The organism is Comamonas sp. B-9, assembly GCF_000410635.1.
Lineage (GTDB): Bacteria > Pseudomonadota > Gammaproteobacteria > Burkholderiales > Burkholderiaceae_C > Comamonas.
In genome coordinates, this window is sequence record NZ_KE148643.1 from 93,330 (window position 1) to 113,573 (window position 20,244).

Annotated in this window: 17 protein-coding genes; 8 read left to right on the forward strand and 9 right to left on the reverse strand. The window is 63.7% G+C overall.

Features of this window, described 5'->3' with window-relative positions; translation table 11 throughout:
* The 4 genes from H928_RS32950 to smc all read right to left on the reverse strand — a co-directional run.
* Positions 1 to 322, reverse strand: a 322-nt coding sequence (locus tag H928_RS32950) for a hypothetical protein (protein WP_204366333.1), incomplete at its 3' end; no start/stop codon positions are given.
* A gap of 170 nt (positions 323 to 492) precedes the next feature.
* Positions 493 to 2,586, reverse strand: a complete 2,094-nt coding sequence (gene ligA / locus H928_RS0120045; RefSeq protein ID WP_021028105.1) for an NAD-dependent DNA ligase LigA — start codon at positions 2,584 to 2,586, stop codon at positions 493 to 495.
* A 152-nt stretch (positions 2,587 to 2,738) separates the two neighbouring features.
* Complete coding sequence (locus tag H928_RS0120050; RefSeq protein ID WP_021028106.1) at positions 2,739 to 3,872, reverse strand: cell division protein ZipA C-terminal FtsZ-binding domain-containing protein; 1,134 nt, start codon at positions 3,870 to 3,872, stop codon at positions 2,739 to 2,741.
* Between the two features lie 23 nt (positions 3,873 to 3,895).
* On the reverse strand, positions 3,896 to 7,423 hold the full coding sequence (gene smc / locus H928_RS0120055) for a chromosome segregation protein SMC (RefSeq protein ID WP_021028107.1): 3,528 nt from the start codon (positions 7,421 to 7,423) through the stop codon (positions 3,896 to 3,898).
* Between the two features lie 341 nt (positions 7,424 to 7,764).
* On the opposite strand from smc, the gene H928_RS0120060 reads away from it, so the two are divergent.
* From H928_RS0120060 to gloA, 6 genes are all read left to right on the forward strand, one after another.
* Positions 7,765 to 9,306, forward strand: coding sequence for a YdiU family protein (locus H928_RS0120060; protein WP_021028108.1), 1,542 nt, complete (start codon positions 7,765 to 7,767; stop codon positions 9,304 to 9,306).
* Positions 9,303 to 9,713 (forward strand): peptide-methionine (R)-S-oxide reductase MsrB, encoded by a 411-nt coding sequence (gene msrB / locus H928_RS0120065; RefSeq protein WP_021028109.1) that lies wholly within the window; start codon positions 9,303 to 9,305, stop codon positions 9,711 to 9,713. The genes H928_RS0120060 and msrB overlap by 4 nt, the downstream gene beginning before the upstream one ends.
* 272 nt (positions 9,714 to 9,985) lie before the next feature.
* Positions 9,986 to 10,531 carry a septation protein A gene (locus H928_RS0120070; RefSeq protein WP_021028110.1) on the forward strand — a complete coding sequence of 182 codons (546 nt, stop codon included), beginning with the start codon at positions 9,986 to 9,988 and terminating at the stop codon, positions 10,529 to 10,531.
* Positions 10,532 to 10,598: 67 nt separating this feature from the next.
* On the forward strand, positions 10,599 to 10,883 hold the full coding sequence (locus H928_RS0120075; RefSeq protein ID WP_021028111.1) for a BolA family transcriptional regulator: 285 nt from the start codon (positions 10,599 to 10,601) through the stop codon (positions 10,881 to 10,883).
* 47 nt (positions 10,884 to 10,930) lie between these two features.
* Positions 10,931 to 11,716, forward strand: a complete 786-nt coding sequence (locus H928_RS0120080) for a peptidylprolyl isomerase (RefSeq protein ID WP_021028112.1) — start codon at positions 10,931 to 10,933, stop codon at positions 11,714 to 11,716.
* Positions 11,717 to 11,893: 177 nt separating this feature from the next.
* A complete protein-coding gene (gloA, locus tag H928_RS0120085; protein WP_021028113.1) occupies positions 11,894 to 12,307 on the forward strand; it encodes a lactoylglutathione lyase in 414 nt (137 codons plus the stop codon).
* A gap of 92 nt (positions 12,308 to 12,399) precedes the next feature.
* On the opposite strand, the gene H928_RS0120090 is transcribed toward gloA, so the two are convergent.
* Entirely contained in the window at positions 12,400 to 14,124 is a 1,725-nt protein-coding gene (locus H928_RS0120090; RefSeq protein WP_021028114.1) for a diguanylate cyclase domain-containing protein, read from the reverse strand.
* A 572-nt stretch (positions 14,125 to 14,696) separates the two neighbouring features.
* Between H928_RS0120090 and H928_RS0120095 the strand changes: the two genes are divergently transcribed.
* The gene (locus H928_RS0120095; RefSeq protein WP_021028115.1) at positions 14,697 to 14,966 is read left to right on the forward strand and encodes a DNA-directed RNA polymerase subunit alpha C-terminal domain-containing protein; all 270 of its coding nucleotides are present in this window, start codon (positions 14,697 to 14,699) and stop codon (positions 14,964 to 14,966) included.
* A gap of 305 nt (positions 14,967 to 15,271) precedes the next feature.
* Here the strand turns inward: H928_RS0120095 and eda are convergent, their stop codons facing one another.
* The 3 genes from eda to H928_RS0120115 all read right to left on the reverse strand — a co-directional run bounded on the left by eda (position 15,272) and on the right by H928_RS0120115 (position 18,385).
* Positions 15,272 to 15,913, reverse strand: a complete 642-nt coding sequence (eda, locus tag H928_RS0120105) for a bifunctional 4-hydroxy-2-oxoglutarate aldolase/2-dehydro-3-deoxy-phosphogluconate aldolase (protein ID WP_021028116.1) — start codon at positions 15,911 to 15,913, stop codon at positions 15,272 to 15,274.
* Positions 15,898 to 17,745, reverse strand: a complete 1,848-nt coding sequence (gene edd / locus H928_RS0120110; protein ID WP_027011168.1) for a phosphogluconate dehydratase — start codon at positions 17,743 to 17,745, stop codon at positions 15,898 to 15,900. Before edd ends, eda begins: the two co-directional genes overlap by 16 nt.
* A 106-nt stretch (positions 17,746 to 17,851) precedes the next feature.
* On the reverse strand, positions 17,852 to 18,385 hold the full coding sequence (locus H928_RS0120115; protein WP_192816997.1) for a gluconokinase: 534 nt from the start codon (positions 18,383 to 18,385) through the stop codon (positions 17,852 to 17,854).
* A gap of 209 nt (positions 18,386 to 18,594) precedes the next feature.
* Here H928_RS0120115 and H928_RS0120120 point away from each other — a divergent pair, with 209 nt between their 5' ends.
* Entirely contained in the window at positions 18,595 to 19,662 is a 1,068-nt protein-coding gene (locus H928_RS0120120) for a LacI family DNA-binding transcriptional regulator (RefSeq protein WP_027011170.1), read from the forward strand.
* A gap of 12 nt (positions 19,663 to 19,674) precedes the next feature.
* Here the strand turns inward: H928_RS0120120 and H928_RS0120125 are convergent.
* On the reverse strand, positions 19,675 to 20,244 hold a 570-nt coding region (locus tag H928_RS0120125), incomplete at its 5' end, for a YdcF family protein (RefSeq protein ID WP_021028120.1).

The window sequence follows — 20,244 nt, forward strand, 5'->3', positions numbered from 1 at the left end:
CGCCCTTGAGGGCCGTCGCCTGCAGCTTGGCCAGCCGCTCTTCAAAGCGGCCCAGCAGGTCCTGCATCACATCGGCTTTGAGCTCGGTGCGGTTGTTCTCATTGCCCGCAGGCCGGCGCGCAGCGGCCGATCCCTTCTGGGTTTTGACCGTCTGGCGTTGGTAGAGATCACGGTACTTGGCGCGCAAGGTACGGCTGCGGGTGATCTTGCTGCTGAGCTGGCGCTCGGTCAGATCCTTGATCGCATTGGCACGGCTGGCTTGGAACAGCTCCAACTCAGGCTTGGTCAGCAAGGTCTGAACTTGTCTCAGGGTATAGCTCACGGCATCTCCTCTGCATAAAAAAAGCAGGGCCGCCGGATCGCAGCCACTGGTATTTTTCATCGTATTGACATCTGGCGCATGCCGATGTCAGAGAAAGCCCCTATCCCTATCGCCCCACCGCCTGCTATGTGCTGCTGTGCAGCGTGGCGAGGCGCACCATTTGCGCCAGATCAAGGCGCGCCGTTTTGCAAGAGCCGCAGCATCGCAGCTTCATCGAGCACCGCCACGCCCAGCTCCTGGGCCTTGGTCAGTTTGCTGCCCGCGTCCGCGCCGGCCACCAGGTAATGGGTCTTCTTGCTGACTGAGCCGGAGACCTTGGCGCCTGCCGCTTCCAGCAGGTCCTTGGCTTCATCGCGGCCCATGGTGGGCAAGGTGCCGGTCAGCACCACGGTCATGCCAGCCAGAATCTGCGCGGGCTTTTCGGCAGGCACCGCCTCGTCCCAGTGCACGCCCGCAGCGCGCAGCTGCTCGACCACTTCGCGGTTGTGCGGCTGCGCAAAAAAGGTGTGCAGGCTATGGGCCACTACCGGCCCCACGTCGTTCACCTGCAGCAGCTCGTCGACCGAGGCATCCATGATCGCGTCGAGCACCCCAAAGTGCTTGGCCAGGTCCTTGGCGGTGGATTCGCCCACATGGCGAATGCCCAGGCCAAACACAAAGCGGGCCAGCGTGGTTTTCTTGGAAGACTCGAGCGCCGCCAGCACATTCTGTGCGGACTTCTCTGCCATGCGCTCAAGGCCCGACAGAGTCGCAATACCCAGCTTGTAGAGGTCGGGCAGGCTGCGGATCACGCCGCTGTCGACCAGCTGGTCCACCAGCTTGTCACCCAGGCCTTCGATGTCCATCGCGCGGCGGTGCGCATAGTGCAGGATGGCCTCCTTGCGCTGGGCCACGCAGAACAGGCCGCCGGTGCAGCGGTGGTTGGCCTCGCCTTTTTCACGCACCACATCGCTGCCGCAGACCGGGCATTGGCTAGGCATCGAGAAGTTGGGCACATACTGCGGCCGCGCACCAGGCACCCGTCCTGCCACCTCGGGGATCACATCGCCCGCGCGGCGCACGATGACATCGTCCCCCACCCGCACCCCCTTTTTGCGGATGTCGAACACATTGGACAGGGTGGCGTTGGTGACAGTAACGCCACCGACAAACACCGGCGCCAGACGCGCCACCGGCGTCAGCTTGCCGGTGCGGCCCACCTGCACTTCAATGCCTTCGAGCCGCGTCACCATCTCCTGGGCCGGGTACTTGTGGGCCACGGCCCAGCGCGGCTCACGGCTGACAAAGCCCAGCTCCTGCTGCAGCGCGCGGCTGTTGACCTTGTAGACCACGCCATCGATCTCGTAGCCCAGGTTGGCGCGTTCGGCGCCCATGCGCTGGTGGAAGGCCACCAGCTCATCCGCGCCCTTGGCCACGCAGACCTGCGGCGCCACCGGAAAGCCCCAGGCGCGCAGCTGCATCAGCATGGCGTAGTGGCTGTCCCACTGCATGCCGCCTTGGGCCACCGGCGTCACCTCACCCAGGCCATAGGCAAAAAAGGACAGCGGGCGCTGGGCCGTAATGTTGGAGTCAAGCTGACGCACTGCGCCAGCTGCCGCATTGCGCGGGTTGACAAAGGTCTTGCCGCCAGCAGCTTCCTGCTTGCGGTTGAGCGCATCAAAATCATCGCGGCGCATATAGACTTCGCCGCGCACTTCCAGCACGGGTGGCACGGCGGCATCCTGGCGCAGCTGCAGCGGTATCTGGCGGATGGTGCGGATATTGTGGGTGACGTCCTCGCCCACTTCGCCATCGCCGCGCGTGGTGGCCTGCACCAGGCGCCCGCCCTCGTAGCGCAGGTTCATCGCCAGGCCGTCGAATTTGGGCTCGGCCACATACTCGACCGGCGGGTCACTGGGATCGAGACCCAGCTCCTTGCGGATGCGCGTATCAAAGGCCTGCGCGCCGCTGGCTTCGTTGTCGGTCTCGGTGCGGATGCTGAGCATCGGCACCGCATGGCGCACGGGGGTCAGGCCCTCCAGAATGGCGCCGATCACGCGCTGGGTCGGCGAATCGGGGCTCAGCAACTCAGGATGGGCTTTTTCCAGTGCTTCGAGCCGCTGGTAGACGCGGTCGTACTCGCCATCGGGCACCGTGGGCGCATCCTGCACATAGTACTCATGCGCCCATTGCTCCAGCTGCGCGCGCAAGGCCTGCACCTCGGCGGCGGCATCCTGCGGGGCGCCGCCAGCGGGCGACGCGAAAAGATCAATATTCTCAGCCATGCGGCTTGACTCCGAAAATCTGGCAAAGCGCGGGGCTCTGCGTAGTCTGATGCCTGCGACTATACGGCCAAAGCTGCCGCTGCACTGCCTAATCAGCGGCAGCCAGAACGCAAAAAGGCTGCACAGGCAGCCTTTGGCAAAACGCTGGTGGCTTAGCTGAACAAACGTCTTGCGGCCAGCGAGCCCGCGGCCAGGTCGCGCTGCTCGAGCTGGTCGTACAGGTTCTCCAAATCCTGGGCGATGGGGTCCACCACCATGATCGGCAGGGGCGTGCCATTTTGGTCGCAGATGACACCGTCCATCTCGGCGCACAGCGCCTCGGCAGCGGTGCGCATCTTGTCGAAAGGCTTTTCGCTGCGCGCCACATGCGGCACATCCAGGCTCAGCAGCACATCACGCAAGGCGCTGGCTTCCGGGTCGTCGGCCAGTGCCGCCTGCGCGTCATAGGTCAGCGCCAATATGGCAGGCATCTGCTCGATGCCCGAGGGCATCACCATGCGGCCAGGGCCAGCCGGCACAAAGCCATGCTTGGCGGCCACCTGGGCCACATAGCCGGGGCTCCAGGAAGCGCGCTTGGCGCGCAGCATAAAGGCCAGCTGCGCATCATGCTCGCTGGCAAAGGCGTCGAGCTCGCGGGCCCGGGCCACTTCCTGCAGCATGTCGGGCGTGTCCTGCGCCGCGCCAATGCTGTCTGCAAACTGCTGGACTTTGGTGACGAACTCGGAAAACTCGATCTCGTTCATCGGGCCATGGCGGTTGGCCAGCTGCACACCGGCCTGAAAACCGGTGTAGCGGGCGCCGGCGCGTGGCAACTCCCAGGTCTGGCTGGTCTCGTTCAGGCCTTCGATGTTGAAGGCCTTGTTGCCGGCGCGAAAGCTGCTGGGCATGGCCGCGATGGCCGCATTGCCCGAGACGATGCCATCGGTGTGGATGGTCGCGATCGCATCGGTGAGCGGGTCGAGAATCTGCTGGCGGTCGCCCCGGTAAGTGCCGGGGTTGCCGCTGCGCGCCACCGCCCCTGCGCCAAAGGCATCAGCGCTGTGGCCGCTCAAGCGGGGGCCCTGGCCGCCCAGTTGGGCATCGAACACCGGGTCACCGGTGGCTGACGATGCCGCGCGGCCATCAAAGCCGGGCTCGTAGCGCAGCTCGGAGTCGCCGCTCTGGCCGGGCTCCTCGGGCCGGGGTTTTTTGGGCTCGTTGCGGCGTGCCGACCAGGTGTTGTAGGCGATGTACAAAACCAGAATGACACCAAAGGTGATCACCAACGCCAGTTGAAAATTACTCATACGACTTCGTTTTTAAAAATCTTTCACGCCGAATCGGCCATCGACAAGGCAGATTCCATATCCACGGCCACAATGCGCGAGACGCCCTGCTCCTGCATTGTCACACCAATCAGCTGCTGGGCGATCTCCATCGCGATCTTGTTGTGGCTGATGAAGAGGAACTGCGTGCTGCGGCTCATCGAGGCCACCAGCTTGGCATAGCGCTCGGTATTGGCATCGTCGAGCGGCGCGTCCACCTCATCGAGCAGACAGAACGGCGCCGGGTTCAGCTGGAAGATCGCAAACACCAGCGCAATCGCGGTCAGCGCCTTCTCGCCACCCGACAGCAGATGGATGGTCTGGTTCTTCTTGCCCGGCGGCTGGGCCATCACCTGCACGCCCGAGTCCAGAATCTCGTCGCCGGTGATGATCAGCTTGGCCTGGCCGCCGCCAAACAGCTCGGGGAACATGCGCCCGAAATGGCTGTTGACAGTGTCAAACGTACCCGAGAGCAACTGCCGGGTTTCGGCATCGATCTTCTTGATCGCGTCTTCCAGGGTCGTCATGGCCTGGGTCAGGTCGTCCATCTGCGAGTCAAGGAAGGTCTTGCGCTCGCGGGCGTGGTTGAGCTCATCGAGCGCGGCCAGATTGACGGCGCCCAGCGCTTCAATCTCGCGGTGCAGGCGGTCGATTTCGCCCTGCAGACCGGTCAGGCGCACCTGGCCGTCCTTGACCGAGGCGGCGATGACCTCCAGATCAGCCTGGGCTTCCTGCAGCAAGGTCGTGTACTGCTCCAGGCCCAGTTGCGCGGCCTGCTCCTTGAGCTTGAACTCGGTGATGCGGTCGCGCAGCGGCTGCAGCTCGCGCTCAAACTGCTGGCGGCGCTCATCGCTGCTGCGCAGCCGGGCGGTCAGGTCGTCGTACTCGCTGCGGCGCGCAGCCAGGTCCTTCTCGCGCTCCATCTTCAGGTTCAGCGCATCTTGCAGGCCGCCTTGCGCCGCCGCGTCGTTCAGGCGCTTTTGCTCCTCTTGCGCGCGCAGCTGTTCATCGCCCAGGGCCTTGGCTTGCTGCAACGCCGTTTCCATCGTGCGGTTGAGCTCGGCGCGGCGCGCTTCCATGCTGCGCTGGCCAAACACCGCTTCCTGAGACTGGCGCTCCAGGGCCCGCAGCTGTTCGCGCGCGCTGGCCAGCTTGCGCTCGGACTCATACACGGTCTCATCGAGCTGGGCATGGCGCTCCTGGCTGTCGGCCAGCTGCATGTCCAGCTCTTCAAAGCGGGCCTCGGCCGCAATCCGGCGCTCCTGGATCTCTTCGAGCTGCTGCACCACTTCGCCCAGGTCGGTGTCGATCTGGGCGGTGCGGGCGCGGGCCTGCTCGGCCAGCTGGGTCAGGCGCAAGGTCTCGACCTGCAGCTCATGGGCGCGGTTGCGGGTTTGCGCAGCCTCGGCGCGCACGGCCACCAGGCGCTGCGAGGCATCGGCATAGGCGCTCTCGGCACGCACCAGCGCATTGCGCGCCTCTTCGCCAATCAGCGATTGGGCGCGCAACTCCTTTTCCAGATGTTCGATTTCCTGGGCCCGGGCCAGCATGCCCGACTGCTCGGAGTCCTGCGCATAAAAGCTCACGCTGTGCAGGCTCACCGAATGGCCGGTCGGCACAAAAATGGTTTCACCAGCCTGCAGGCGGCTGCGCTGGGCCAGCGCCTCGTCCAGGCTCGGGCAGGTGTAGCAGCCGCAGAGCCAGTCGACCAGCACGGCGCGCAGGCCGGCATCATGGACACGCAGCAAATCGGACAGCTGCGCGAGCTTGCCAGCAGGAGCTGCGGCCGGTGCTTGGGGCACGCTGTAGAAAGCCAGGCGGGCGGGAGGCGCATCCTGGGCACCTGCGCCCAAAAAGCCGCGCACCATGTCGAGGCGGCTGACTTCCAGCGCGGCCAGGCGCTCGCGCAGTGCCGCTTCAAGGGCGTTTTCCCAACCGGGTTCGACCTGGATGCGGCTCCACAGGCCCTGCAAGCCTTCGAGCCCGTGCTTGGCCAGCCAGGGCTGCAGCTTGCCATCGGTCTTGACCTTTTCCTGCAAGGCTTTGAGAGCCTCGAGCCGCGCCGACAGATCGGCCTGCTTGGCGCCTTCCTGGTTGACCTGCTGCTGCTTGCTGCGCCGCGCCTCATCGAGCTGGGGGACGCTGTCTTGCAGCTCCAGCAGGCGCCCCTCGGCAATCTCTGCGGCCTCGGCCGCTTCCTCGTTTTGCTGCTGCAGGTTGAGCAGGCGGGTCTCGTCGGGCGCAGCCATCGCATTGCGGTCGCTGCGCAATCGCTCGCTGCGCACTTCCAGGCCACGGCTTTGTTCGTTCAGGCTGCGCTGCTCGGCGGCCAGCACCTGGATCTGCTGCTGCACCTGGGTGACGGAGCTGCGCTGCTCATTGGCGCGCTGCTGGGCCAGGCGCAGCGCCTCTTCCATATCGGGCAGCTGCAGGTTCTGCTCTTCGAGCTGGGCGGCCAGCATCTCGGCGCGCTCTTCGGCATCCATGCCCTGGCCGGCCAGGTTCTCCAGCTCGGCCTCGGATTCGTCCTTGCGAATGGTCCACTGCGCAATCTGCTCGGCCAGTTGCACCAGGCGGTTCTCCACGCGCTGGCGGCCTTCAACCACATAGCGGATCTCCGCTTCGAGCCGGCCCACTTCGGCCGTGGCCTCGTAGAGCTTGCCCTGCGCCTGGTTGACGATATCGCCTGCAGCATAGTGCGACTGGCGAATGGTCTCCAGATCCGCCTCGACATGGCGCAGATCGGCCAGGCGCGACTCCAGGTCATTGACGGCCTTGAGGCCATCGATGCGCACCTTCTCCTGCTCCTGCTCGGCATCACTGCGTTTCAGGAACCACAGCTGGTGCTGCTTCAAGGTGGCGCTGGCATTGAGCGCGTTGTACTTGGCCGCGACCTCGGCCTGCTTTTCCAGCTTGTCGAGGTTGGCATTGAGCTCGCGCAGGATGTCCTCGACCCGGGTCAGGTTCTCGCGCGTGTCGTTGAGGCGGTTTTCGGTCTCGCGGCGGCGCTCCTTGTACTTGGAGACGCCTGCGGCCTCTTCCAGAAACAGGCGCAGCTCTTCGGGGCGCGACTCGATGATGCGGCTGATGGTGCCCTGGCCGATGATGGCGTAGGCACGTGGTCCCAGGCCCGTGCCCAGGAACACGTCCTGCACATCGCGCCGGCGCACAGGCATGTTGTTGATGAAGTAGCTGCTGCTGCCGTCGCGCGTGAGCACGCGCTTGACCGCTATTTCGGTGTACTGGCTCCACTGGCCGCCGGCACGGTGGTCGCTGTTGTCGAACACCAGCTCCACGCTGGAGCGGCTGGCGGGCTTGCGGTGCGTGGTGCCGTTGAAGATCACATCCTGCATGGACTCGCCACGCAGCTCGCTCGCCTTGGACTCGCCCAGCACCCAGCGCACCGCATCCATGATGTTGGACTTGCCGCAGCCATTGGGGCCGACCACGCCCACCAGTTGCCCTGGCAGCATGAAATTGGTGGGCTCCGCAAACGATTTGAAGCCAGCAAGCTTGATGGAATTGAGGCGCACAGTGCTCGTTTTCTCTTGGATGGGCGGCGATCACCTGCCTGGCGCTGTCGCAAGCGGGCCGGGCCACGCAAGGTGGAGCTGGCCCGGCATGGCCGGCAGGTGCCCGAGGGCCCAGGGATCTCTTCTGATGAAGCAAGCGGTAGAACTCAGGCCGACATAATAACCGGCCCTCCTGGCCCACCAGGGACAAAAGCGCCTGCTGCTGCGGTTTTGCGCCCGGGGCAGGGTCAAATAATGTTGCGCCGCCGCTGCGCTGCGCCCTGCAGGGCCGGACTTGCGGTATAGACACAGGGCCACGCAGGGAAAGCCGCAAGGCAGACAATGGCTGCATGGATTCAAGCATGTCTACGCGCCCGGCAACTGCTGCGGCCACCGCATCCACCCCGAGCGAAGCTGCGCCTGCCCTGCAGCCCGGTGCCCAATGGCACAACGGCTTTGCCAGCCTGCCGCCAGTCTTCTACACCCGCCTGCAACCCACGCCGATGCCGCAGCTGGCCATGCATGCGCGCAATGAGGCACTGGCCCAGGACATGGGGCTGCGCCCCGAATGGCTGGCCAGCAGCGAGGCCACCCAGGTGCTGGGCGGCAATGCGCTGCTACCGGGCATGGATGCGCTGGCCAGTGTTTACAGCGGCCACCAGTTTGGCCACTGGGCAGGCCAGTTGGGCGACGGCCGGGCCATTTTGCTGGGCGAAATCCGATCGGCGACTGCCCCCGAGGGCCTGGAGCTGCAGCTCAAAGGCGCAGGCAAGACGCCCTATTCCCGCATGGGCGATGGGCGCGCGGTGCTGCGCTCGTCCATCCGCGAATACCTGTGCAGCGAGGCGATGCACGGCCTGGGCGTGCCTACCACGCGTGCGCTGTCGCTGGTCACCTCCCCGCAGCCCATCTACCGCGAGACGGTGGAGACCGCTGCCGTTGTCGCCCGCGTGGCGCCCAGCTTTGTGCGCTTTGGCCATTTTGAGCATTTTGCCGCCCGTGATGACCAGGACAGCCTGCGCAAGCTGGCGGACTATGTGGTGGAGCGCTACATGCCAGCTGTTGCCCAACACGCCAGCGGCAGCGCAGAGCGCTATGCCGCGTTTTTGGCCGAGGTGGCCGAGCGCACCGCGCGCATGATTGCGCTGTGGCAGGCCCATGGCTTTTGCCATGGCGTGATGAACACCGACAACATGAGCATCCTGGGCCTGACCATTGACTACGGCCCCTTCCAGTTTCTCGACCACTACGACGCCAACCATATCTGCAACCACAGCGATACCGGTGGCCGCTACGCCTTTGCCCGCCAGCCGCAGGTGGCCTACTGGAACCTGTTCTGTCTGGGCCAGGCTCTGCTGCCGCTGATTGAAGACGAGGCGACCACGCTGGCCGCGCTGGAGCGCTACAAGACCGCGCTGGAGCCTGCGATGCAGCGCGCACTGGGCGCCAAGCTGGGCCTCGATCCTGCGCGCAGCGCCGCGCCCGAAGCGGTGGCCGCTGTCGTCAACCCCTTGCTCGCCCTGATGCAGCAGCACCGCACCGACTACAGCCTGTTCTGGCGTGCGCTGTCGCAAGCGGTGGCCGATGACAGCCTGCCGGCGCTGGCCCCATGGTTCAATGGCGATGCAGCCTTTGAGACCTGGCGCGAGCAGTACCAGGCGTTGCTGCAGCCTGGCGATGCAGCACCCACCGCTGCGCGCATGTTTGCCGCCAACCCGCGCTATGTGCTGCGCAACCACCTGGGCCAGCAAGCCATCACCGCCGCCCAGCAGGGCGACTGGGCACCGTTTGCCCGCTTGCAAACCGTGCTGGCAACACCATATGCAGAGCATCCCGGCTGCGAAGACCTGGCCGCCCTCCCGCCCGACTGGGCGCAACATATTGAAATCAGCTGTTCATCATGAGCTTTCCCGTCCAAAAATCGGATGCCCAATGGCAGGCCGAACTCGCATCCAAGCAAGCCGAATCGGTGGCCTACCAGGTCACCCGGCATGCCGCCACCGAACGCCCTTTTACCGGCAAGTACGAGGCCCATTGGGCCGATGGCAGCTACCACTGCATCTGCTGCGGCGCCAAACTGTTTGACAGCGACACCAAGTTTGACGCGGGCTGCGGCTGGCCGAGCTTCTCCGAAGCCATTCCCGGCGCGATCCAGGAAAACGTGGACCGCAGCCATGGCATGGTGCGGGTAGAGACCGTCTGCGCCCAGTGCGGCGCCCACCTGGGCCATGTGTTCCCGGACGGCCCCCAGCCCACCGGCCTGCGCTACTGCATGAACTCGGCTGCGCTGGACTTTGAAAAGCAGGACTAAGAACCTGTTCTAAGCCAGGCTTGCCCCTGCCATGACAGGCCGGGGGCAAGCGCGGCGCGGAACTTTGGCTGCCGCCTGCGCTCTGACACCCCGGCAAGCCGAGGCGAGCACTTCAGCCCGGCTTAAGCTGGCCGCAAAATAGCTCGCGTATCATTGGCCGCTTGCCTGCAGACGCGCTATTCAACCACACACAAGCACCCAAAGCCCTGCTCTCTTGTCCGCACCGCGCTCCGGCTTTTGAGCCATGCCGTGCACAGCCCGCATCGCCTGATATGAAATTTTTGATTGATTTTTTCCCCATCCTGCTGTTTTTCGCAGCGTTCAAGGTCTGGGGCGTGTTTGTGGCCACCGGGGTGGCCATTGTGGCGACCATTGCGCAAATCGCCTACCTGCGCTTCAAGGTCGGCAAGGTGGAACCCATGCAATGGATCAGCCTGGGCGTGATCGTGGTGTTTGGCGGCGCGACCCTGCTTTTCCACGACGAGTCTTTCATCAAGTGGAAGCCCACCGTGCTGTACTGGGTGATGGCGGCCGTGCTGCTGGGCGGCCAGTGGTTCTTCAACAAGAACCTGATGCAAAAGCTGATGTCGGCGCAAGTGCAGCTGCCCCAGCCCGTCTGGAACACGGTCAATTACAGCTGGGCGATCTTTTTTACCATTATGGGCATCGTCAATATCTGGGTGGCCTACCAGTTTGATCTGGACACCTGGGTTACCTTCAAGATGTTCGGCGGCCTGGGCCTGATGCTGGTCTTTGTGCTGGGCCAGGCCATGTACCTGAGCCGCCACATCCAGCACAACCCGGAAGACCAACCCTGATCTGCGGCCTGAGCCTGCTGCCTCTCAGTCAGGCTCCCCGCCAGACCGCGCTACTCCCCTTTTCTCTATGCAAGCCCAGGACATTACCGCCACCGCCATTGAAGCGGTGCTGCGCGACAAACTCTCGCCCACCCAGTTGGAAGTGATCGACGAAAGCGGTCTGCACGCCGGCCATGTGGGGGCCAATGGCAGCGGATTTGGCACCCATTTCCGGCTGCGCATCGCTTCACCCTTATTTACTGGCACATCACGCATAGCCCAGCATCGGCTTGTGTATGATGCGCTCCAAGCATTCATTGACGCGGGTTTACATGCCCTTGCCATTGAAGTCCTGCATACACCAAAACAATGAAATCACTGGTGTATATTTCCTTCATAGATAAACAATTTGGATTTCGCATGAAAAAACAGCTCTTGTCCGGTCTGGTTGCAGCTGCCCTGCTTGGTTCAGCCGCGCTGCCTGCAGTGGCCCAAAACATTGGCATCGTCAATGGCAAGCCAGTGCCCTCGTCCCTGCTGCAGACCTTCAAGGAACAAATGGAGCGCAGCGGTCGCCCGGTGAGCGCCGAGCAAGAAGGCCAGATCAAGGAAGCCATCATTGAGCGCGAAATCTATGCCCAGGCTGCCAAGGCCCAAGGCCTGGACGCGACCGAGTCCTTCAAGGGCCAGGTCGAGCTGGCGCGCCAAGGCATCCTGACCCAGGAGCTGTTTGCCGCCTACGAAAAGGCGCACCCCATCTCTGACGCGGCTGCCAAGGCCGAGTACGACAAGTTTGTTGCGACTAACCAAGGCAAGGAATACCACGCCTTCCACATCCTGGTGGACAGCGAAGACAAGGCCAAGGCCCTGATCGCCCAAATCAAGAAGGGTGCCAAGTTCGAAGACCTGGCCAAGAAGGAGTCCAAGGATCCTGGATCGGGCCAGCGCGGTGGCGATCTGGACTGGGGCAATGCTGCCAACTACGTGCCTGAGTTCTCCGAAGCGATGACCAAGCTGAAGAAGGGCCAGATGACCGATACCCCGGTCAAGACCCAGTTCGGCTACCACATCATCCGTGTGGACGATGTGCGCGAAGCGCAACTGCCCAAGTTTGACGAAGTCAAGCCCCAGATCGAGCAGCAACTGCGCCAGCAACAAATCCAGAAGTACCAGCAAGAGCTGCGTGAAAAGGCCAAGGTCGAGTAATTCTCGCCACCTCGCTTGTACTTGCAACCCCTGCCCCGTGCAGGGGTTGTGCTTTGTGGGCTGCAGCCTGCCACTGTGCGGCGCTACACTCGGATGGCTCTGGCTGGCCCCTGAAGGTCGGCCTTCTTCCTTGCGGCAGCCCTGCGCTGCCGCTGCCTTTACAAGAAAGAAAACCCCATGCGTCTTTTGCACACCATGCTGCGCGTTGGCAATCTCCAGCGCTCCATCGATTTCTACACCCAGGTGCTGGGCATGCGCCTGCTGCGCACCTCGGAAAACACCGAGTACAAGTATTCGCTCGCCTTTGTCGGCTACGAAGACGGCAACCCTGGCCAGGCCGAGATCGAGCTGACCTACAACTGGGGCACCGAGAGCTATGACCTGGGCACCGCCTACGGCCATATCGCCCTGGGCGTGCCTGATGCTTACGCTGCCTGCGAAAAGATCAAGGCCAATGGCGGCAATGTCACCCGCGAAGCCGGCCCGGTAAAGGGCGGCACCACGGTGATCGCTTTTGTGACCGATCCTGATGGCTATAAGATTGAACTTATCCAACGCGCCGAAAGCAGCGCCGGCGGCGGTCTGCGTTAATACCGGCCTGGGCGTCTGTCAGTAACGCCCGCTACGTCCTAAAAGCCAGGCACCTGCCGGGCTTTTTTGCATTCGAAGCGCGATCGGGCCGATCAGCGGCTATGGCCGTTGTGCTGCTTGTTCTTGTACATGTCCAGATCGGCATGCTTGAGCAGGCTTTGCGGATCGGCCCCATCGATCGGATAAATCGCCTGGCCAATGGAGGCGCCCAGATGAACGACCTCGCCCTCAGGCAAGCCCTTGAGCGACTGCAACGCAGGGGCGAGAACCTCCAGGATCTTGGCTTTCACCACCTGGATCTGCTCATCGCTGTGGATGCCTTGGAGCACCGCAACAAACTCGTCTCCGCCCAGGCGAATCAGCACATCATTGCTGCGCAGCACTTCCTTGAGGCGCTGCACCACCTCGATCAGGGCCAGATCGCCGTTTTCATGGCCCCAGCGGTCATTGAGCGGCTTGAACTGGTTGAGGTCGATAAAGAGAATGGCAAACACCGCCTGCTTGGGCGCGTTCGGGCGGGTCAAGGTCTCCAGAATATGGTTCAGCGCGCTGCGGTTGGCAGCGCCGGTCAGCGCATCGGTAAACAAGCGATGCCGCATATGGTGGACATTGCTGGCCAGCTCACCAATCTCGTCATTGCGCTCGACGCCAATGGGCACATCGATCTCGCCCTGCCCCACGCGGCGTACCGCATAGGTGAGCGAGCGCATGTCCTTGGCCAGGCCGCCAAAGATGCGCAAACCCAGCGCCAGGGCAATACCCAGGGCCAGCAGGCCCAAGGCCACCACCAGCACCACATGGGCGCGGATGCCGGCCAGCATCTGCTGGTGCGGCACGGCCACCACGGCCAGCCAGTTCAGGCCCGCCTCATCGGTCACGCGGCGGTAGGCCACCTCGATCGCATGGTTCTTGGCATCAAAGATCAGCGCCGTGCGTGCCACCTCGTTGGACTGCGAAAACTCGTGCACCAGCTGCCGGTACACCACCTTGAGCAAGGGGTTGCCGGCGCTGGCGGCGTTGACCCGGCTGGGCGGCTGCTCGCCGTTCAAGCGGATATTGTCCATGCGCGTGCCGGCAATCAGGTCGCCATTGGGCTCCATGATGAAAGCCTCGGCACCCTCTGACAAATGCAGGCCATCGACAAAAAGCCGCAGCTCATTCAGAAAGACATCGGTCGCCACCACACCCGTGGGCTGGCCATCCGCACCAAACACCCGGCGCGCCCGCGTCATCACCAGGTCCTTGGCATTGAAATCGATATAGACCGGCGTCCAGATATGGCCGACAACGCCCTGCGCCAGCCGGTACCAGGGACGCGTGCGCGGATCAAACAGATTGGATTCCTTGGACAGGAAGATCGGCTCGGCCTGGATGCCTGGCAGCAGGTAGATGCTGCGTACATCCTGCGCGTTCAGCTTGATGCGCAGTTCCGCCTGGGTTTCATTGCTGCGCAGCAGGCCGATGCCTTGCCCATGGCGGTTGCCGTAGAAGACATAGTCGCCCTGGCGCTGCGTCAGCGATGTGGCAGCCCACAGGCGGGTGCGCAGCGCCGGCATATCGTCCTCGATGCGGTCGGGGGCCTGCAGGCCTGCTGGAAAACTCGCCTCGATGATGGAGCGCGAGCTGAAGATGTGCCGGTCCACCGCCTGGCTGATGCGCTCGGCCATCTCCACCATCAGCTGCTGCGACAGCATCGATACCGTCTTGCTGCCCGTCCAGTACCACAGCACGCCGAGCACCCCGGTCAGCAATGCAATCAGCATCACAAAGGGCAAAATCAGGGTGATCGTCAGCGACGAGGCTTTACGGACGGGCATAACCAGGCATGGAGAAGGCTTTGATGGCGCGTTGGGCAGGTATTGGTATAGATACTGTCAGTTAATTCTTACTTTAACCGTTTTTATGAATTACATAGCGCGATAGACCTGTGTAATAACTCAACTTGACAGCGCGATGTTGCCACGGCAACCCCAAGCCATCGCTGGAATTTTTTCTGCAGCCCAGGCGACAGATCCAGCGATTACCCTCTGATTGGTCAAAGGATAGTTGCTCTGGAGATTCTTTTTTTAGGAGGAGAATAGCGCCTGGGAGAAAAGCAGCCGATACCCTCTCCGGACCGCCCCAGTATAACCAACCAAATACATTTAATTACATTAATCCGGCATAAATCAATCCTGCATCGGCGGAAATGATCCATCATTGAGTTACAAATTAGCTATAAGCTGATAGAATCAGTGAATAACAAAATGCGATTTAGCATGATTTGTATCCACTCCTGTCCGCACCGGCGCAGGCTTGGGGCATAGCCACTCCCAGCGAAACGGGACGCGGCCCTCAGTCTTGACGCCAACGACAGACGTTGCCGCTTTGTTTATAGATTGATGATCCCATGGCTACTGAACTGCTTCTGAACAAAAGGCTCTCTCGCAGAACCCTCAACAGCTTGGGGCGACATGCGATCACCACGGTGGATCAGGTGGTTGAAGCGTATCCCGAGCGCTTGCTCAAGCTCAATGGTGTGGGGATGACAGTGCTGCGCGATATCGAGCGGACGCTGTTCCCCGGGCAGCAGTTCCAGCCGCATTCGGGCCGCTACAAGGCCTGGACGGAAGACGCAGCCAACCAGCCGCATGCTGAGCAGGCGCAGTCCAAGGACTAAAGGCGCGCCCCCAGGCACCGCCCTGCTCCTCTGCCCAATCCCCTGCTTTTAGCGGCCACCATACAAGCCAGCACTGCATGCCTGCTGGCATGTGCTCGCAAGGCCTGTGCCCGGCCCCGTGGCATAAACACCATGCCCGGCGCTGCGCACTAGCGCCCAGGTGCAGCGCTGCGGCGCATTGCATGGAGCAACCGCAGCAGCATGGCCTATGGATCCATGTTCATCCCGCTGATGGGGATGCGGTATGGAACGCAGCCAGCAGGCGGCATGGATGGCCGCCTGGAATTGCTCTGATGACTGTGGTATCAGGCCTTGCGTGGCAAGGCTGCGGCCTCGCGGGCCAGCAAGGTGATGTGTTCCCAGTCACCGCGCTCCAGGGTGTCGGTGGGCACCAACCAGGAGCCTCCGACACAGACGACATTCTTCAGCGCCAGAAACTCTGCCGCATTGGCAGGCGTGATACCCCCGGTGGGGCAAAAGCGCACTTCGGCGAAGGGGCCCTGCCAGGCCTTGAGCATGTTGATGCCACCGGCTTGCAGCGCGGGGAAGAACTTCAGCTCATTGAAGCCATCTTGCTGCGCCTGCATGATTTCGCTGCTGGTGGCCACGCCGGGCAGCAGTGGCAAGCGCGCGTCGCGGCAGGCCTCACCCACGCTGCTGGTGTAGCCAGGGCTGACCGCAAAGCGGGCCCCTGCCGCCGCTGCGGCACGCGCATCGGCAGCATTGCGCACGGTACCCGCGCCCACGATCGCCTCCGGCACGGACTTGGCAATCGCTTCGATGGCGGCCAGGCCCTGGGGCGTGCGCAAGGTCACTTCCAGCACCCGGATACCGCCAGCGACCAGGGCCTTGGCCATGGACACGGCGTGGTTGACGTCGCGCAGCACGATCACCGGGATCACCGGTGCGTCTTGCATGATCGATAAGGCGGTCAGTTGCTCAGCCATGTGCAGGCTCCTTCTTCTGCGCTCAGCGCATTGCGCCGGAATCCGGCAAACAGTTCTCGGCCCAGACCACGGCCATTGGCGCGCAGCTGTTCGGCCGGTATCGCGGCCAGTGGGCGTGCCTCCCAAACGGCGGCATCCACTTCGGCCTGCATGATACCGGTTTCAGCATCCAGCAGCACCATATCGCCGCTCTCAATTTTGGCCAAGGGGCCACCGGCCAGTGCTTCAGGCGACACATGGATCGCAGCGGGCACCTTGCCCGAGGCGCCGCTCATGCGGCCATCGGTCACCAGCGCCACCTGGTAGCCCTTGCCTTGCAGCACGGCCAAGGGTGGCGTGAGCTTGTGCAGCTCGGGCATGCCGTTGGCCTGCGGGCCCTGCCAGCGCACCACGCAGACCACGCCGTTGTGCCCATTGGTCTGGCAGGCCTGCTCCAGCGCGCCCGATTTGAAGGCCTCCTGCAGCGCATCTTGCGAGTCAAACACCCAGGCCGGCGCGCGCAGCACATGGCGGTCAAGCGGCACGGCGCTGACCTTGATCACGCTGCGGCCGAGGTTGCCGGTCAGCAGCTTGAGGCCACCGGTAGGGCTGAAAGGCGCGCTCACCGGGCGCAGCACGCTGTCGTCACCCGATTCGGTGGCCGCCTGCCAGACCAGCTGGCCCGCTTCCACACGCGGCACCGTGGCGTAAGCCGCCAGGCCCTCGGGGCGCACGGTCAGCACATCCCCATGCATCAGGCCTGCAGCCAGCAGCTGGCCAATCACATAGCCCGGGCCGCCTGCCGCCTGGAACTGGTTCACATCCGCAGCCCCATTGGGGTAGACGCGCGCCAGCAAGGGCACGACCGAGGACAGCTGCTCAAAATCATTCCAGTCGATGACGATACCGGCAGCACGCGCCACCGCCACCCAGTGGATCAGGTGGTTGGTCGAGCCACCCGTTGCCAGCAAGGCCACCATCGCGTTGACAATGCAACGCTCGTCGACCACGCGGCCAATCGGCGCAAAGCGCTTGCCAGCGGTGATGCCCAGCACGGTACGCATGGCTTCGCGGGTCAGCAGTTCACGCGCGCCATCTCCCGGGTTGATAAAGGCATTGCCCGGCACATGCAGGCCCATGGCTTCGAGCAGCATCTGGTTGCTGTTGGCCGTGCCGTAGAAGGTGCAGGTGCCCGCATCATGGTAGGCGGCCATCTCGGCTTCGAGCAGCTTTTCGCGGCCGACCAGGCCTTGGGCGGCCAGCTCGCGCACCTTGGCCTTGTCGTTGTTGGACAGGCCCGAGGTCATCGGCCCTGCGGGCACAAACACCATCGGCAGATGGCCAAAATGCAGCGCGCCAATCAAGAGGCCCGGCACGATCTTGTCGCAGACGCCCAGCATCAGCGCCGCATCAAAGGTGTCATGGGTCAGCGCCACGGCGGTGCCCATCGCAATCGCATCGCGGCTGAACAGACTCAGCTCCATGCCCGGCATGCCCTGGGTCACGCCATCGCACATCGCAGGCACACCACCCGCCACCTGCGCGGTCGCGCCATGCTTGCGCGCCTCGTCCTTCAGGATATCGGGGTAGCGCTGCAGCGGCGCATGGGCCGAGAGCACATCGTTATAGGCCGTGACAATACCCACGTTTGGGCCCTTGACCTCGACAATGCGCAGCTTGTCATTGACCGGCACACCGGCCACCGCATGCGCCACATTGGCGCAGCCCATCGAGCGCATCTGCGGCGGGCGCTGGGCCATGGCGTCAACCTGGGCCAGATAGTCGCTGCGCGTGGCAGCGCTCTTGGCGCGGATGCGGTCAGTGACCGCTTGAAGAACCGGGTGGATCTGCATCATGGGAGTCCTTTGCATCATGGGAAGGCCGTAGCTTCCCCTTTATTTATGTAATTTTTATAGCACAGCAGCCGCATGCAGCGCTGGCACTAGGCTTTGTCAGCGCTCAAGGCTGCCGGGCATCCAGCCACTGCTGCACCTGCTGGGCAATGCGGTCCAGCGGGGTATCGGCATCCACAGTCAGCACCTGGGACTCATCGCGCGGGTCTTCCAAGGTGGCAAACTGGTTGGCCACCAACTCGGGCGAGAAAAAATGCCCCGCGCGCTGCTGCACCCGCGCCAGCGCCGTGTCGTAGCTGAGGTCCAGAAACACAAAGCCGAGCCGGCTTTGGGAGGCACGCAATAACTCACGGTACTGGCGCTTGAGCGCCGAGCAGGTCAGCACCACCCCCTGGCCATCGTCCGCCTCGGCCAACAGCTGCGCCAGGCGCTGCAACCAACCGGCGCGGTCGGCATCGGTCAGCGCAATGCCCGCCTGCATCTTGGCCACGCTCTCGGCCGCATGGTAGCTGTCGCCTTCGACCAGGCGCCAACCCAGGTGCAGCGCAATGGCTTCACCGGCGCTGGATTTGCCGCATCCCGACACCCCCATCACCACCAACGCTACAGGACGCCGACGCGAAGAATCACTAGAGGACATGGTCATTGGGTTAGCGCTATCCAATACAGGTAAAAAATAAGCACTGCCCTTGGACAACGTAGTTTGAGCAACCCGATTCAAGCCATCAGTCTTGTTCTCGCCACGCCTGCAGGCACCGCCTTCCTTCCCAAGCATGTTGGGATAGCGCTATCATACCGGATATTGCTTGCTGAACCGACCGGAGATGCGCTTGCCCCTGCCCCCTTCCCCTGCCCCCTTCCCCGCCTTGGCCCGCGCCGGCTGCCGAGCCCAACAGCCGCCGCTCGCGTGCCAGCGGGCGTGTCACCTTGCAGGATGTGGCCGATGCCGCAGGGGTCAGCCCCATGACGGTATCCCGCGCGCTGCGCGGCGAGCGCCGGGTGGCCGCTGCGCTGGCCGACAAGGTGCGCGAGGTGGCTTTGCGCCTGGGCTATGTGCCCGACCCGGCCGCGCGTGCGCTGGCCTCGCAGAAAAGCAACCAGGTACTGGTCATCGTGCCGCTGCTCAGCAACACCTTGTTTGTCGACCTGATCGAAGCGGCCCACAAGGTGCTGTTTGCAGCCGGCTACCACCTGCTCATTGGGGTGTCGCACTACAGCGCAGCCGAGGAAGAGCAGCTGCTGCGCGCCTACCTGCCGATGCGGCCTGCGGGCCTGATGCTGACCGGTTATGAGCGCAGCGCCGGCAGCGCCCAGCTGCTGGCAGCCAGTGGCACAGCCTGCGTGCATTTGATGGAGCTGCATCCCGACAGCGCAGCGGCCCGGCTGCACAGCGTGGGCTTTTCGCAACTGGATGCCGGGGCGGCGATGACGGAACCCCTGCTGGCCCGGGGCTACCGCCGTATCGCCTTTTGCGGCGCCCAGCTCGATGCCCGCGTCATGCAGCGCCTGCAGGGCTACCGCCAGGCCTTGCAGCAGGCGGGCCTGGCCGATCCGGGTCTGGAGATTCTGAGCCCCGAGCGCTCGTCACTGGCCCTAGGCGCGCAGCTGCTCGATCAGGTGCTGCAGCTCGGCGGTGGCGTGGATGCCGTATTTTTCTGCAACGATGACCTGGCCCAGGGCGCGCTGCTGGCCGCCAACCGCCTGGGCCTGGCCGTGCCCACACAAATCGCAATTGCCGGTTTCAACGACCTGCCCGGCAGCGCGCAGATGGTGCCGCCGCTGACCACCATCCACACACCCCGTAGCGCCATTGGCGCCGAGGCCGCCACCATGCTGCTGCAGCTGCTGCAAGACCAGCCGGTGGCACAGAACCGGCTGGATCTGGGCTACCACCTGGTGCGGCGCGCCAGCACCTAAGGGCTTAAACCTCTACCACTCGCCCAAGGCCCAGCTGCTGGCCACCGCAAAATACTCGCGCAGCCAGACATTGAACCGGGTCAGCAACGGTGTGGGGGCCGCCACGCCAATCGGATGGTTAAAGCCCTGGCTGCGGGCAATCTGCAGCGCACGCCAGAGGTGAAAATCACTGCTGACAATCGCAATCGGCTGCGCCAGATCCACACCGCGCTGCTGCAGCATCGGGCCGGTCCATTCCAGGTTCAGCTCGGTGCTGGTGCTGCGCTCTTCGACCACCATCGTGGCCGGGTCCAGCCCATGGCTCTGCGCCAGGTAGCGCGCCATGATGGCGCCCTCGCTCTCGTCCTGCCCAAAGTCCACACCGCCGGTCACTGCCAGCACCGCCTGGGGCTGCAAGGCCACGAGCTGCGCAGCGGTATCGAGCCGCATCGCCAGCGCCGGGCGCGGCTTGCCGTCTTGCGTGCCGCTGCCCAGCACCACAATCGCGGCCACCTGCGGCGTGGTCGCGGGCGTCTGCCCCAGGCCAGCAATGCGCTGCCAGAGCCAGCCCACGCTGGCGACCCACAAGGCCAGACCCAGCCA